Here is a 15655-nt window from a genome sequence, read left to right on the forward strand (position 1 = left end):
CGCGACCCTTAGAAGCCGTAGAGCTTGGCCGCATTGTCTACAAAAATCTTCTGGCGGGTCTCGTTGTCGCCCGCCCAGTCGGCGCACAGGTCCATCAGCGTCGCATCGTTCGGCTTGCCGAATTTGCCTGGTGATGGGTGTGGCCAGTCGGAAGCCCATAGCACCCGGTCTGGCGCTACCTTGATGTAAGCCCGCGCGACGGCACCCATGTCTTCGTAACTCGGGGGTCCGACGACTGTGTCCTGATAAATGCTGGAAAGCTTGGTATAGGCCTTCCCCTGTTCAAGGAGAGAGCTAACAACGGCGAACGCCGGGTGCTTGATGCTCTCGGGCTGGGGAATGCGCCCAAGGTGATCGAAGACGATAGTTACCGGCAGGCGAGCGAACAGGTCCGCATTCTTGGTTATATCGTTACCAGACATATGAACCTGAATATGCCAGCCAAGCTCCGCAACCCGCTTGGAAAGCGGCTCGATCATCTCGATCGTTGTGGCCCCCGCCCTGCCCAAATTAAATCGGATGCCGCGTATGCCGGCGGCGTTCAATTCCTTGAGCTGCTCGTCGCTGACCGAGGTATCGACCACCGCAATCCCGCGAGCACGAGCCCCTAGATTTTCAAGAGCTTCCACCAGGCAGGAATTGTCCGTCCCATAGGTGGACGGCTGGACGATTACGCTACGCTCAAATCCCAATCGAGTGCGAAGCTTTTCGTAATCCTTCACCAGAGCATCGGGCGGTACCAGGCTTGCGTTCGGCGCGGCCGGGAAGCGCTTGTCATAGATGTGGAAATGCGCATCGCAAGTGTTGGCGGGTGCCTTGAAGCTCGGCTTGTTGTCACCGGATGAGTAAGGAACGGCATCGGAGCCGCTCGCACCTGTCGAAACCGCAACGGCTGCGGCAGCACCAAGCGTGCCCGCTATGAACTCGCGTCTGCTCATATGCATTGCCTTCCTCCTCCCATTTTCCCATTTCGTCGCCTCTATAGAAGCAACTTCTTCAATCTCGCGACTGCCGCGTCCGGACTGCTAAACACGGGGATAGACGTGACCTTGCGAACTGCCGAAAGTGCCCGGGCGGTCGAAAAATGCGCGAGCATGATTGCGTCGAAATCACGAAGCGAGGCGGCAGCTTCTTTGACCAAGCGATTGTGGGTCTCGGCGTCGCCACTTCGTACAGCTTCAATAGCGCCTTCAACGAGGAAACTCTGGATGCTGGCCTTAGGGTTGAGCCGGTTGGCCTCTTCGTGGAATTCCTCTTCCATACCCTCGCGAGCGGGAGGAAACGTGTAGAGCATCGCAGTTCTGCCGCCTTGGCTGATGGCAGCCTCAAACATTGCTTCATTGGGCTTCAAAACGGGGATTGGCAGCTTAGCGGCCGCCGCTTCAATCGCGGCTCCAAAGGCTGAGCAGGTGAAGAGGACGGCATCGCATCTCGCTTTGAAGGCATATTCCGCCAGCGTGAATATTCGCTCCGCTAGCTCCGGGGTGATCTCGTCTGCCTTAGCTCGATCTGGTGACAGGCTATCTTCAAGAAGATTCACAGTCTCGGCTTCTGGCCAGGCGGCGGCAAAGGCGGCCTTAATCGGTTCCATCGCGATGGGCGTCGCATGGATTAGGGCAATGCGAGGGGCGGACATTTTGACCTCTGAACTGAACTATGAAAGTCAGCGGCCGCCCGGGAGGAAGGGCGGCCGCCAGAGTGTGGCCTACTTCTGAGCGCCGGAGAAAACCCAGACACTTTCGGGCGGGATTTGCGCCCACACCTTGCCCGAAGCCATCTGTTTCGTACCGTGCGCCTTGGCCACAAAATCGCCCCTGCGGAGCCGGTATTCCCAGCGATCCCCCAGGTAGATGCTATCATCGAGGTTCATCTCGATGCCCTCGTTTGCGGGCACGTCTGTCACCTTGATCTGCTCAACCCGGATGACCGCGCGAGCGTCCTCAGAACCTGTCAGACCGGCCGCCTCGCGGACCGTTCCGTTCAACGACCAGCCTTCTCCGCCAATCGTCGCAACCTTGCCGCTGACCGTTTGGACCTTCCCCTTGACGATGTTGTTCGCACCAAGGAAATCGGCCGAGTAGAAGCTGTTCGGGTTGGAGTAAATCTCCTGCGGTCCGCCTTGCTGAACGATGCGACCGTCCTGCAGCAGGAGAATGTTATCGGCCGCCGCCAGCGCCTCGCCCTGGTCATGGGTCACGAGAATTGCGCAGATTTGCAAATCGAGGATCAGTTTGCGAATCCAGTAACGCGCTTCCTCTCGAAGCTTTGCGTCAAGGTTCGAAAGCGGCTCGTCGAGCAGAAGAACGCGCGGTTCATACACAAGAGCACGGCAGATAGCGACGCGCTGCTGCTGGCCACCGGACAGCTGCGACGGATAGCGATCAGCTAGGTGTCCCAAGCCCATCCGGTCCAAAATGGCCTGGACCCGAGTGCCGATTTCGGTCGCGTTCACACCGCGTAGCTTGAGACCATAGCCTACGTTCTCTTTGACGGTCCTGTGCGGCCACAGCGCGTACGACTGGAAGACGAGGCCAATGTTGCGCTGTTCCGGCGGAAGCGCGAGCTTCTTTTCGCCGTCGAGGACGGTTTTGCCACCGATGACGATCGTGCCGATTTCCGGCTGTTCGAGACCAGCAATGCAGCGCAGGAGAGTTGTCTTCCCGCTGCCCGATGCTCCGAGCAGTGCGACAATGCTGCCGCGCTCTGCGGTGAAGGAAGCACCCTTGAGGATTTGAAGTCCGCCCAGCCATTTCTGGACATTGTTGACAATGAGTTCAGTCATGGATTTTCGCTCCAAGTCGCAGGGCAAGGGCAAGACCCGCACCTGTCAGGATAATGCTGATAAGGGAGAGAGCTGCGATGGTGTTCATTGCACCGGTTTGCAGCAACGAGACCATCAAGGAACCTATAACTTCGGTTCCTGCGCCCATCAGATAAACGCCTGTCGCATACTCGCGAAGGAAGATGATCATGATGAGAGCCCAAGCCCCAGCCAGACCAGGTCTGACGATTGGGATGACCACGTCTTTCCAGGTACGACCGATTGTTGCACCGGTCGTGCGAGCAGATTCCTCCAACTCAGGCGCAACCTGCATCAGAGTGCCCTGAAGAAGACGAAGACCATAGGACAGACCAACGACCACATAGGCAATGAACAGGCTGGCCAGAGTCGGACGAAGGGGCGTCAGGAATGGGACGAACAGGAACACCCAGAAGAACGCCAGACCGATGACCAGGCCAGGCAGTGCTCTTGGAAGGAGCACGAGGTAGTCAAGCACCGTATTCGAGATACCCCAGTTCCGATGACCGGCGAGCCCGACCAGCAGATAGATGGCGACCGCAAGCGCGCCACCAACGACGGACAGAAGGACCGTGTTGATGATGCCGCGAACCAGGCTTGGCACTTCAAGCAGATGGTCGAAGTTCGAGAAGGTGAGCTGGTCCCAAAGATTGACGCCCTCGCCCCAGGCGTTGACGAATGCTCGAACCGTGATGCCACCGATAGGCAGCCCTACGGATATGAACAGCCAAAGACCGATGATCGAAAGAGCAATGATCTGCCCGCTCTTTCCAAGCTTCAGCGTGGCGACGCGTGCACCTTTGCCACCCATAGCAGCGTAACGACGGGCGTTGCGCAAAAGGCGACGCTGAACCCACACGAGAGGCAGTGTGATGAGGATGAGAACAACAGCAACCACAGCCATCAGCTGATAGGTCGGCGTGCCGAAGAGCGTCGTAAGCTTATAGATATAGGTCGTGAGCACCATGATACCGTTCGGGTCGCCCAACACTAGGGGAATGCCGAACGTTTCAAAGCCCAAGAGGATATTCAGAGCCGCCGCAAAGATCAGAGCGGGGAGAACCATGGGCAGGGTTACGTCGCGTGAAACCTGCCAAATGTTGGCACCGCTCGTACGGGCAGCCTCTTCGAGATCGGAAGGGAGGTTCTTCATCGATGCCGAAACGTAGAGATAGACGTGGGGTACGTGGCTGAGACCACCAATCACGATCATCCCGGCAAGGCTGTAGATATTCCACGGCACGAAGCCTACGAGATCACGGATGACCAGCGACAGGAAACCTGTCGGTCCGACCGAAACGGTGTAGCCGAAAGCCAAAACAATCGACGAAATGAACATCGGCACGAGGACGAGAATTTCGAGCCAGCGCTTCGCCTTGATGTCCGTCCGGGTGATGAGAAATGCGAGCAGGCCACCAAGTGGCACGGCAAGTGCTACCATTCCGAACGAAAACAGAGCGGTCGTACCAAGCGCACGGTAGAAGTTTTTGTCAGTGAAGACATAACGATATGCGTCAAAGCCAAAGTTGGCGCGTGGGCTGAAGAATGCCGCGCTTAGAAAGCTCTGATAAATTATCAGCCCAACTGGAGCGAGTACGGCAATTGCCAACAACGTGATTACGATAATGCGGTACGCGCTTGCGTTCCCCACTGCCGGCATTTTAGGCGGATACGAGTTTGCGGCTGGCGCTGACTTTGCGGATACCGCAATCGCGCTCGGAGCCTGAGCATGTGTAGACATGATTGCCTCTCAATTTATCTGAGAGGCTGCGGCGCGTTTTGCGCCGCAGCCGGTTGGCCTTAGCGGCCGAGCGCAGCTTTCCAGTCGTTCAGGAACTGAACACGCTTCATCTGGTCCATGTACTCTAGTACGCCTTCATCGACGGCAATCGGCTTCAGGCCGCCGCCAACGAGTGTATTTAGGGTCTCGATGTTGAGACCGGCTGTGACGTCCTTACGAACAGAGGGCAGCCCACCTTCGGCAAGCAGTGACTGGCCTTCCTGGGAAAGCATAAAGTCAACGAAGACCTTGGCAGCGTTCGGATGTGGCGCATCCTTCGTGATAAGCGCGAGACGCGAGAACGCCGGGGTATAGTCGGTGGCGAAATGAACGCCCAGGTTCGGGCTTTCCTTCACCCACTGCAGTGCATATGAGCCGATGATGTTAATGGCGATGACGTTCTCGCCCGAAACAACCGTCTCCTTCATACCGCCGGAACTGGAGTAAATCTTCGCGCCATCGTCGCCCATTGCCTTGGCGAGGTCCCAAAAGTCCTTGCGCTCGCGTGCATCGTTGGAATGATGCAGAAAGCCCGACCCGCTCTTTTCCGGGTCGAAGGTCGCCACTTTACCCTGAAGCTGGCTTTTGTCGCTTCTCAGGAAGGTGATCATTTCCGCGTAGGTCTTGGGAAGCTTGTCCTTGTTCAAGGCCTTGGTGTTATAGATAACACCGATGGGCTCAACAGTCGTGCCATAGAGCGTGTCTTTGTAATTCGCCCATGCCGGCAGATTTGCAGCCTCAGGCGATTTGTACTCCGCGCCATATCCGTCCTGGATGAGCGTCATCTGAAGGTCCATCGCTGAACTCCAAACCACGTCCGCAGTCGTTTGACCGGCGGCTGCTTCCGAGATCACCTGATTATAGGCACCGTTCGTACCCTGGTCGTTGTAGGCGATCTTGATTCCGAATTTCTTGGTGAAAGCGTCCTGCAGCTTCTGCGAGTTTGCTGCATCAGTCGACGTGTAGATCGAAACCGTTCCCTCCTTCTTGGCGGCTTCCAGGATCGACGCATAGTCGGCCGGATAACCTGCAGGAACCTCCTGAGCGAAAGCTACAGAAGTCAGAAGTGAAACGAACGCAGCAGTAACCGCAACCCCCTTTGGGGACATGGAATATTTCATTGTCTCTTCTCCCAAAATGCCCGAGAATTCTCCTCCGGGCGGCAATCCCGAGGGCGCACCCTTACGCCCTCGCGAAACTTCGATCGGCCCCGAAGAGCCGGGAACCCAATTGTCGGTTAGGCGTTCGCGACCTTCTTGGCCGAACGGCCATTGGTAATCGCTTGAGCTACGAGCGAGCCAAAAGCATCGGTGTTGACGTCGCCGCCAAGATCGCGTGTGCGAGTAGCCGGATTGGCAAGAACCTCGTCAACGGCTCGTTCGATTTCCGCACCAGCCGCTTCGAAGTTCGGAAGCTTGCGCTGTTCACCGAGCCAGCTGAGCATCATGGCAACCGAAAGGATCAATGACGTCGGATTGGCGATGTTCTTGCCCTGGATGTCCGGGGCGGAACCGTGTTGTGCCTGGGCGCATACGAGACCCAGCTCAGCGTTTGCGTTAATCGAACCAGCAAGACCGAGGCTGCCGGAAAGCTCCGAAGCCAGATCGCTCAAAATGTCGGCGTAGAAGTTCGTCGTGACGATGACGTCAAAGCGGGATGGGTCGCGAACGAGGTGAGCGGCCATCGCGTCGATGATGAAGTCATCGAGCTTCACTTCCGGAAACTCCTCAGCGACCTTCCGGACCTGCTTCATAAAGAGGCCGTCTGTCAGAATGAAGTTGTTTGCCTTGTGCACTGCAGTGACGCGCTTGTCGCGCTTCATCGCGAGCACAAATGCCTGCCGCGCGATGCGCTCGCAAGCTTTTGCGGTGATCTTGCGAACCGACAGAGCAACATCTTCCGTCGGCATGAATTCGCCCGTACCAGCGACCATGTTGCGGTCGGGATAAAACCCTTCCGTGGCCTCGCGCATGATCACGAGGTCCATCTTTTTGGCGTTGTTCAGGAAGGAACGCGAACGAGCGGGACGAACATTGGCGTAAAGATCAAGCTTGACGCGATAGCCAGCGGAGACGTTGACGCCTCCCTTGTCGCGTGCCGGATAGTCCATGTGTGACTGCGGGCCCAGGATTATTCCGTCAGCCTTGCGGGCTCGCTCCAAAACCTCGTCGCGAAGCGTAGTACCGTACTTCTCTAAGCTGGTGAAACCGGTGTCTTCGAATTCGTACTCCAACCCGAGGCCAAAGGCCTTATCGGTTGCCTTCAGCACTTCCAACGTTGCAGCAGTGATTTCCGGGCCAATGCCGTCGCACTCTGTGACCGAAATTTTCATGTGATCTAATCTCCCTAGAAGGCGAAAGCTTTTTCCGCCGCTCATCACCACGGCCCTATATTGGCTTTTTACGCGTAAAAATGCAAATGTGATTTGGAGAAAGGAAATATTTTCTATGGGGGCCTGCGATACGGCAGCTACGAGAACGGATTTTTTCGAGATCGCCGAGCTCGAAGATTCAGTTTCTTCGAAAAACCAATCTTACTCCCGAAAATTCAGAGATACAGCCGCAGTTATTGGTTTTTTAAATATACAAATGCAAAATTTGATGGATTTTTCCCGCGGAGGATTTTCGATGTCATTCTTGAAGAACAGCAGCATCCGACTAAAGATTTTAGCCATTACAGCCAGCATCAGCGCGCTCGCTGCCGTTAGTCTCGCCTACACGTCTTTGCGCTTCGAGCAGGCAGACGGACGGTACATCCGTTTCGTGAACTCCGAGGGCCAGGCGAATACTAATATTGTGGCAGCCGCCCGCCACATGCAGTCAGTTGCATACCGTGCCTATCAACTCACCGCCTATTCACCGGATGCCAAAGACTTCGAGGAAGTTGCGAGCAGCTACGACAAAAACGCACAAAGGATGTTCGACCGCCTGAATGCGGCCATTGCGGCCTATCCGGAGGGCAGAACTGAACTTGAAGCATTTCAGGCCAAGGCCACCGCGATCAAGGTTGGTCTCGACAAGGCCGTAGTCGCGGCTAAAGGCAATCGCGATATGAACGCCTTGGCTGTGCTGGGAGCTGTCGATCCAAAAATCGACGAGTTGGCAACAAGCCTACGCGAATGGAACGAGAATATGGAGAAGCAGGTTGCGGACGGTATTCGCGACCTCTCGGAAGCAAACCACGATACGGTTTTCCGGAGCGCTACGTTGCTGGCGCTGGCTATCGCCTTGACGATCGCAGCATCGATGGCCGTGGCGTCGTTTGGTATCTTGAGGCCGATTGCTCGACTGCGGCATCAGATGATGCGACTTGCTGAAGGCGACCTTAGTGTGAATGTCGAGGAAGCAACCCGCGGCGACGAAGTAGGCCAGATGGCTAAGAGTGTCATCACCTTCAAGGAAAACGCGGAACACCGCTGGAGACTGGAGCAAGATGCGCAGGAGTTAGAGCGTGCGACTGAAGAGGCCCAACGCCATCGTACTGCCGAGAAGGCAAGACATGACGCGGAGATCGACTTCGCGGTCACCACATTGGCTACCGCTCTTAACGCGCTGTCTGCGGGCGACGTTACTCACCGAATTTCCACCCCCTTTGCCGGAAGTTTCGACAGAATCCGGCAGGACTTCAACGCCAGTGTCGAGAAACTTGAGTACACACTAGGTGCCGTCTCCGCCAACGCTCGCTCGATCTCCGCAAGCGCCGCTGAGATTCGGTCGGCTGCCGATGACCTTGCGCAGCGCACCGAGCAGCAGGCTGCTTCCGTCGAAGAAACAGCCGCGGCCCTAGAGGAGATCACGACAACCACGCGCGATGCAACGCTTCGAGCGCAGGAAGCTGAGGACTTGGTTCGTAAGGCTCACCAGGCAGCGCAGACTTCGGGCTCAGTTGTTGGCGAGGCGGTCAGCGCCATGCAGGCCATCGCCACCTCATCGAGCGAGATCAACAATATCATTGGCGTGATTGACAACATCGCCTTTCAAACGAATCTCCTTGCCCTGAACGCCGGTGTCGAAGCGGCGCGGGCCGGTGAAGCCGGAAAGGGCTTCGCGGTTGTCGCCCAGGAGGTCCGTGAGTTAGCGCAACGGTCCGCGCAGGCCGCTCGGGAAATCAAATCGCTCATCACGACTTCCGGCGAACAGGTAAAATCCGGTGTCAATCTGGTCGGCCAGACCGGGATAGCCCTTCAGGAAATTGTCAGCCACGTTGAGGAGATCAATAACCGAGTGCGGTCCATTAACACGGCGGCGCGGGAACAAGTCGTCGGCTTGCAGGAGATCAACGGAGCCATCACCATGATCGATCAGACGACGCAGCGGAACGCCGCAATGGTCGAAGAGTCGAACGCTGCGAGCCACGGCCTCGCTACTGATATTGCCGAGCTAAACCAGCTCTTAGAACAGTTCGTCGTGTCTGAGAGACCTACCACTGCCGCCCCTTACTCGCGAGCTGCATAGCCGACTGCTGGGGGAGCGGAGAAGCTCCCCCTCAAAATTCATATTGCTTTTTTACGCATTAAAATCCAATTGTGGAGCATTGTATTCCATTTGAGGATGACCGATGCCCCTAGTTTCTCTCCGACAAATACTCGATCACGCCGCAGACCACGACTATGGCCTTCCAGCATTCAACGTTACAAACCTGGAAACGATCCACGCGGTGCTCCAAGCGGCGGACAAGACTAAAAGCCCCGTCATCATTCAAGCCTCGCAGAGCGCCCGGGCCTTTATTGATAACGTGTTCTTGAAGCACCTCATCCGTGCATCGGTTGAACGTTATCCGCATCTATCGATCTGTTTCCACCAAGACCACGGCAGCAGTCCCGAGGTTTGCGAGAAAGCAATGGACCTCGGTTTTTCGTCCGTCATGATGGACGGGTCATTGAAGGCTGACGGAAAGACGCCTTCCGACTTTGCCTATAACGTGGATGTAACGGCACGCACGGTGCAATCTGCGCATCTCAAAGGGGTATCCGTCGAAGGCGAGATCGGGGTCTTGGGTTCGCTTGAAACCGGTAGCGGCGAACAGGAAGACGGTCACGGGTTCGAGGGCCAACTCGGCAAGGAAGAGCTGCTTACCGACCCGGAAGAGGCTGCAAGGTTCGTGGAGGCGACCGGCGTCGACGCGCTGGCCGTTGCCATCGGTACCTCTCATGGAGCGTACAAGTTCTCCAAGAAGCCGACGGCCGAAACCTTGGCGATGGCGGTGATCGAAGCAATTCATGGAAGGCTACCGAATACTCATCTCGTCATGCACGGTGCTTCGTCAGTGCCTGAGGAACTGCAAGAGTTGATCAACGAGTTCGGGGGCGAAATCCAGCCGGCTTTCGGCGTTCCGCTCGAAGAGATCGTCAGAGGCATCAAGTCTGGCGTTCGCAAGGTGAACATCGACACCGACCTGCGAATGGCGTTTACCGGAGCGGTGCGCCGGTATCTGTCAGAGAACAGGGCTTCGTTTGACATTCGAGGGATTCTCAAGCCCAGTATCGCTCGGATGCGTGCTGAGTGTGAACTTCGCTTCGAAATGTTCGGATGCGCTGGGCAGGTCGAGAAGATCAAGCCGCTCACTCTTGAGCAGATGGCGAAATCCTATCAGTCCGTTGGGTATCGGCGTTAATCGACAGCGGCGGAACCTAGTAGTTCCGCCTGCTTCCCGCCTGCGACCTCTTGCGACCAGAGTAAGGGTGACTTCCGCGTCAGCGCTCCGCCCAGATGCCTGCGCATCGCATAGGAGGCTTCAACGATCTCACCGCGTTCGAGCAGGGAAAGGATCGCAAGGTGATCTTCACACTGAACGTGCAGTCGGTCGCGATCGACGCTCGAGCGATATTCCAGCAATCGGCGCATGCGGTTCACTCGAACCAGGGACAGGTGGAAAAACGGATTGCCACTCATCTTGATCAGCTCTTCGTGGAACAGCGACCCATTGTAGAGCAACCTTTCCGCCGGAAGCGTATGGATATCGGTTTCGAGCATCTTGGACTGTATCCGCCGTTGCTCATCGATGATCTTTCTGTCCAACGCGAAGGTTGGCTCTAGCATTGCCGCAGGCTCAATAAGCATGCGGAAACGATAGACCTGTTCGAAAGCCTCGGCCGTTTTCGCGACCGGCAGAAAGCGCCAGCCGTAACCTTGCTTTCGTTCAGCCCACCCCTCTCTGGCTGCACGGATGAGGATGTCGTTGACCTGGGCTTTGGTGAAGCCATAGCGGTCTCGGAGCATCTGTTCGGTCACATCGGCAGGAATGCGGTCCGTAAGCCAATCTTCCGCCAGGCGATGATAATCGCTCATCGTCTCTTGCAGCTGGTCGCTCGGAGCCTCGGCGGGCTCGTCGATAACCTTCGTCGATACAAAGAACCCGCGATTCGGCTTTTGCTCAAGGAAGCCCTGCTCGAAGAGGACCTGCATGGCCTCACGCACGGGCGAACGCGAGACGCCAAATTTATCGGCCAGACCCTGAGTGCTCAGGTGATCGGCTGGTTTCAAATCGCCGGATCGGATCAGTTGGCTGATCTCTTTCGCAATGTTTGCGGTCAACTGACTACTGTTTCGCATCCTGGCGCACTCATGTCTCTAAATCGTCTTTGCCTAAGTTAAGGCCTGATTGGGCGGAACGCAAAGGCGAGGCCCGTCCATCCCTGTGAGAATCAGGGGGCCACATCAGCGTGGCTCATCTGGTTTTGGTCGTATGCGGCTCGAACGGAACCATTCGCCTTCATATCATTCATCATTCGAACAGCAGCCTGCAGGGCTTGGACATTCTTCTGTGGCACCACAATTGCCGTACCGGCCTCGTGGAAATGACCCTCAACGGCATGGCATCCTTCCAGCCCAGGAAGCATGCTGATGATCGACTCTTTGCCCAGAGCAATCGCGTCCAATTCGCCGCTGCGGAACATTGCCATTGCCTCGTCGAGTGATCCGTATCCGTCGATGCTGGTATTCTTGAGCGTTCTTTGGGCGCTTCGCAGCGTTGCCGTTCCAGCAACCCCCGCAACCCGCACACCTGCCTGATCGACATCCTGCACTGTTTCGAAAGCATCTTTTCGCGCGAGATAGGTGCTCACCCCGAGATAGTAGTTAGGACCTACGCCCAGCACCTCACGGCGTTGATCGTCTACCGGGACAAAGGACAGCGTCCATAATCCGCTATCTGCATTGGAAACAATGTCGCCCGAGCTGGAAAACTCGACGAGTTCCAGTGGGAGACCCGTGCGTTGCGCAATCTCTCTCGCAAGGGCTATCGTGACCCCGCGTGCTTCACCCGACACCTCGTCGCGAACACACCACACCGCCGACGCAGCAGGTCCAACCGCCACCGCGGCCTTGATTACGCCAGTTGGAGCCAGTTCACCTTTCTCGTCTGCCGAGAGTTCAAATGCGTTAACAGGCATGGGTCATTCCATCAGGTGTTTCTCTGGCTTTCATTATTGCATTTTTACAATCGAAAATGCAAATTAATATGAACTGCCGTCAAAGGAGACGCTTATGTCCGCAACCTGGTCGCCATCTCAGTACCTAAAGTTCGAAGATCATCGCACGCGCCCAGCGATTGACCTTTTGGCCCGGGTGGTGGCCGATACAGTGGAAGCTGCGACCGATATAGGTTGCGGACCGGGCAATTCCACCGAGTTGCTCGTCGATCGTTTCGGATCGACCGCGATTTCAGGCATAGACTCATCTTCCAAGATGGTAGAGGCCGCCAGAAAACGCCTGCCTGATTGCGAGTTCGAGTTGGGCGACGTCGCTCACTGGAAGCCTGACGCGACACAAGACCTGCTCTTTGCAAATGCCGTCCTGCAGTGGGTTCCGAACCACGATGAGTTGTTCCCGAAACTGCTTTCATTCCTAAAGCCTGGCGGGACGCTTGCGCTGCAGATGCCGGACAACCTCGACCAACCGACACATGCTGGTATGCGAACGGCGGCAAGGGATGAGCGTTGGTCTAATGAGTTGAAGGATGCCGATGGCGAGCGAACGTCGATACTTTCGCCTTCGGACTACTGGTGTATCCTGAAACCGCATGCATCGAGCATTGACATATGGCGGACGACGTACAACCACCCGCTCAAGGGATTGAGCGGTATTGTCGAGTGGTTCAAGGGGACAGGCCTGCTGCCCTACCTCAGCCGGCTGAGCGAAGCGAAGCAAACAGAATACCTTGCGACATATGAAGAGCTGCTTTCGCAGCACTATCCCGTGATGGACGACGGCACTGTCTTACTGCCGTTCCCACGCCTTTTCATTATTGCTCGACGCTGATTGGAACGGTGTTTGCGACGTTGAGCGCGCCCTAGCGCTCAAAAAGCGGCAATCTGCGAAATGCCAAATTGCATTTACCCACCATAAAATGTAATCGAGCACATCACTGGAGTTTAAGCCATGTTTGATGCACTCGCGCCCTCGATTGAAGCAAACGGAGCGACTCTCGCCATAGTCGATCTCGCTATCGAAGCTGAGGCGCAACTGCAGCGTCTTCCTCACATCCATCGAATTCTTCTTGAGAACGTATTGCGCACCGCGGGCGAAGATGCCGGGCGAGCCAAGGCTGCGATCATGAATTGGTTGGATACTGGATCGAGCGAAGAAGAAATCCCGTTTCTGCCAAGCAGGGTCCTGATGCACGATACGACGTGCGGTCCCGCGCTCGTAGATATCGCTGGCATGCGATCCGCGCTTGCCGAAGCGGGAGGCGATCCGGCCGCCCTTAACCCGATTGTTCCCGTCGACGTTTCGACAGACCACTCGCTTGGCGTGGACTTCTACGCTCAACAAGGTGCTTTTGGTCTGAACATCGCCCGTGAATACGACAGAAACGCCGAACGCTACCAGTTCATGAAATGGGCGACGAACACCCTCTCTGGTTTCCGAGTGCACCCGCCCGGAACCGGGATTATGCATACGCTGAACCTTGAACGACTTGCGACAGTAGTCACCACAGTGAAGGTCGATGGCAGGGTTTGGGCCGTTCCGGACACGATGATTGGTACCGATAGTCACACGCCGATGATCAATGGAATTGGTGTGCTTGGTTGGGGTGTCGGAGGCCTTGAGGCTGAAAGCGTGATGTTCGGCATGCCGGTCACACTCCGGGTTCCAGACGTTGTGGGCGTGAAACTGGTTGGGAAGATGCCATCTGGTATACTTGCCACCGATCTCGCACTTACGGTCACCGAGCGGTTGCGTCAGCTCGATCTGCAGGACAAATTCGTCGAGTTCTACGGTCCAGGGGTTTCGACCCTGACGGCAGGTGACCGCGCGGTTATCGCAAATATGACGCCGGAGTTTGGTGGGAACAGCGGCTATTTCCCAATCGATGAGCAGACCATCCGCTATCTCCAGCAAACTGGCCGTAGCGACAGCCACGTCAATCTCGTGCAAGCATACGCTCGCCGCACAGGACTGTGGTTCGATCCTGAGAATAATCCAACCTACACATCTACAATTGAAATCGACCTCGCGGGGGTCGAGGTCAGCCTTGCTGGCCCGACCCGGCCACAAGATCGCATCTCGGCCGGAAATACGCGCTTGGCTCTCCAAAAGCTAAAGGCATCTCTCGTGCCGTCTCACGAGAACAAGCCTGCCGACGGCGCTGTCGCGATTGCTGCGATTACTAGCTGCACGAATACCTCCGATCCTCGCTTGGTCGTGGCGGCCGGACTGTTGGCACGTAAGGCGAGGCATTTCGGCCTGCAGCCACCATACTGGGTTAAGACATCGTTGGCTCCGGGATCACCGACCGCGGAACGCTATCTCCGCCGGACAAACTTGCTTGAAGACCTCGAGGCTATCGGCTTTGGCATTGTTGGCTATGGCTGCACGACCTGCATCGGGAATTCCGGGTCACTTCCTCCGACAATCGTCGAAGCGGTGGAAGAAAGGTCAATTCTTCCGGTGGCAGTGCTGTCCGGCAATCGTAACTTCCCTGGCCGCGTGCATCCACAGCTCGAAGCAGGTTTTCTAGCATCCCCTCCAATGGTGATTGCGTTTGCGCTGGCGGGAACGGTTGATATCGATATCGTGAACGATCCACTTGGATTCGACGCGAGCGGGAAGCCGGTAAAGCTTGCCGACCTATGGCCCGACGGTGCCGAGATCGACGCAGCCTTGGCGCTTTCGGCAGACAGCTCGGACGTCGATCAAGCCTATGAGATTGCCGAAGCAAGCGAGGCATGGTCGAAACTCGACGCGCCAACCACCGTCCTGTTCCCTTGGAACGATGCTTCGACTTATATCCGTAGGCCACCGTTTGCGCGGTTCTCGGATCGCGAAAGCCCACAAGCGTTCGAGGCAACGCCCCTGCTGGTCCTTGGTGACGACATCACGACCGACCACATTTCTCCGGCCGGCGCTATACCGAAGAAGAGCGTCGCGGGGGACTATCTCGCTGCTCAGGGTGAGGACCCTAACGATCTGAACGTCTACGCGTCCCGGCGAGGGAACTGGGAAGCAATGGTCCGGGGCTTGTTCACCAATAAGACCGTGCGGAATAAACTGGCCCTCGATCTGCCGCCTGGATCAACTCTTCATGTTCCGTCGGGGACGGTGATGCCACTGTGGGACGCCGCTCGAGCATACCGAAACGCCGGCGAGAACGTAGTCATCCTCGCCGGCGAGCGTTACGGGATGGGGTCGTCCCGTGATTGGGCAGCGAAGGGAGCCGCGCTCTTGGGCGCGAAGGCCGTTCTTGCTGTCAGTTTCGAGCGGATACATCGGTCGAACCTGATCGGTATGGGCATTCTGCCACTTCGGATCAACCAAGATGGCCGCGATCTGAACATCTGTCCCGGAGATAAGGTCTTTGTCGATCTCGACACCTCCACGCTCGAACCTCGGTCATCGATCCGGGTGGAACTTCGCCGAGCGACCGGCGAAGTTGAAGTTTTGGAAGCGCGGGCCGCACTCGAAACCGAGGTCGAGGTCGAGACTCTGCGTGGTGGAGGCATTCTGCCAATGATTTTGGAGAGATGCACCCATGGGCCTGAGTAATCAGGTGGAGTCGCCGCCGAACGCCGCGCCGTGCTCGAAATCGGTGCCCTTGATGAAGGTGCCCTGTAGGACCTCGGGATCTCCCGCTCC

Annotated in this window: 12 protein-coding genes; 4 read left to right on the forward strand and 8 right to left on the reverse strand. The window is 56.7% G+C overall.

Features of this window, described 5'->3' with window-relative positions:
• Positions 1-8 precede the first annotated feature (8 nt).
• The 6 genes from BLU15_RS30370 to BLU15_RS30395 all read right to left on the reverse strand — a co-directional run bounded on the left by BLU15_RS30370 (position 9) and on the right by BLU15_RS30395 (position 6912).
• Positions 9-944 carry an amidohydrolase family protein gene (locus BLU15_RS30370; RefSeq protein ID WP_090300540.1) on the reverse strand — a complete coding sequence of 312 codons (936 nt, stop codon included), beginning with the start codon at positions 942-944 and terminating at the stop codon, positions 9-11.
• Positions 945-979: 35 nt separating this feature from the next.
• Positions 980-1636, reverse strand: a complete 657-nt coding sequence (locus BLU15_RS30375) for an aspartate/glutamate racemase family protein (RefSeq protein ID WP_090300542.1) — start codon at positions 1634-1636, stop codon at positions 980-982.
• A gap of 69 nt (positions 1637-1705) precedes the next feature.
• Positions 1706-2782 (reverse strand): ABC transporter ATP-binding protein, encoded by a 1077-nt coding sequence (locus BLU15_RS30380; protein WP_090300544.1) that lies wholly within the window; start codon positions 2780-2782, stop codon positions 1706-1708.
• Positions 2775-4541 (reverse strand): ABC transporter permease, encoded by a 1767-nt coding sequence (locus BLU15_RS30385; RefSeq protein WP_090300546.1) that lies wholly within the window; start codon positions 4539-4541, stop codon positions 2775-2777. The genes BLU15_RS30380 and BLU15_RS30385 overlap by 8 nt, the downstream gene beginning before the upstream one ends.
• A 59-nt stretch (positions 4542-4600) precedes the next feature.
• Positions 4601-5701, reverse strand: coding sequence for an ABC transporter substrate-binding protein (locus BLU15_RS30390; RefSeq protein WP_090300548.1), 1101 nt, complete (start codon positions 5699-5701; stop codon positions 4601-4603).
• A 116-nt stretch (positions 5702-5817) separates the two neighbouring features.
• Entirely contained in the window at positions 5818-6912 is a 1095-nt protein-coding gene (locus BLU15_RS30395; RefSeq protein WP_090300549.1) for an isocitrate/isopropylmalate dehydrogenase family protein, read from the reverse strand.
• Positions 6913-7027: 115 nt separating this feature from the next.
• Here BLU15_RS30395 and BLU15_RS40780 point away from each other — a divergent pair, with 115 nt between their 5' ends.
• Together BLU15_RS40780 and fba are read left to right on the forward strand one after the other, a co-directional pair.
• A complete protein-coding gene (locus BLU15_RS40780; protein ID WP_090300551.1) occupies positions 7028-9034 on the forward strand; it encodes a methyl-accepting chemotaxis protein in 2007 nt (668 codons plus the stop codon).
• 103 nt (positions 9035-9137) lie between these two features.
• Positions 9138-10193 (forward strand): class II fructose-bisphosphate aldolase, encoded by a 1056-nt coding sequence (fba, locus tag BLU15_RS30405; protein ID WP_090300553.1) that lies wholly within the window; start codon positions 9138-9140, stop codon positions 10191-10193.
• Here the strand turns inward: fba and BLU15_RS30410 are convergent.
• Both BLU15_RS30410 and BLU15_RS30415 read right to left on the reverse strand, forming a co-directional pair.
• Positions 10190-11113 (reverse strand): GntR family transcriptional regulator, encoded by a 924-nt coding sequence (locus tag BLU15_RS30410; protein ID WP_244546852.1) that lies wholly within the window; start codon positions 11111-11113, stop codon positions 10190-10192. The two genes, fba and BLU15_RS30410, sit on opposite strands and share 4 nt — an antisense overlap.
• A gap of 110 nt (positions 11114-11223) precedes the next feature.
• Positions 11224-11970: a transporter substrate-binding domain-containing protein gene (locus BLU15_RS30415; RefSeq protein ID WP_090300558.1), complete on the reverse strand. Its 747-nt coding sequence runs from the start codon at positions 11968-11970 to the stop codon at positions 11224-11226.
• A 94-nt stretch (positions 11971-12064) separates the two neighbouring features.
• Here BLU15_RS30415 and tam point away from each other — a divergent pair, with 94 nt between their 5' ends.
• Both tam and acnA read left to right on the forward strand, forming a co-directional pair.
• On the forward strand, positions 12065-12838 hold the full coding sequence (gene tam / locus BLU15_RS30420; RefSeq protein WP_090300559.1) for a trans-aconitate 2-methyltransferase: 774 nt from the start codon (positions 12065-12067) through the stop codon (positions 12836-12838).
• 120 nt (positions 12839-12958) lie between these two features.
• Positions 12959-15565, forward strand: a complete 2607-nt coding sequence (gene acnA, locus BLU15_RS30425) for an aconitate hydratase AcnA (RefSeq protein ID WP_090300561.1) — start codon at positions 12959-12961, stop codon at positions 15563-15565.
• The last annotated feature ends 90 nt before the right edge of the window (positions 15566-15655 follow it).

This window comes from Ensifer sp. YR511 (assembly GCF_900103045.1).
Taxonomy (GTDB): Bacteria; Pseudomonadota; Alphaproteobacteria; order Rhizobiales; family Rhizobiaceae; genus Ensifer; species Ensifer adhaerens.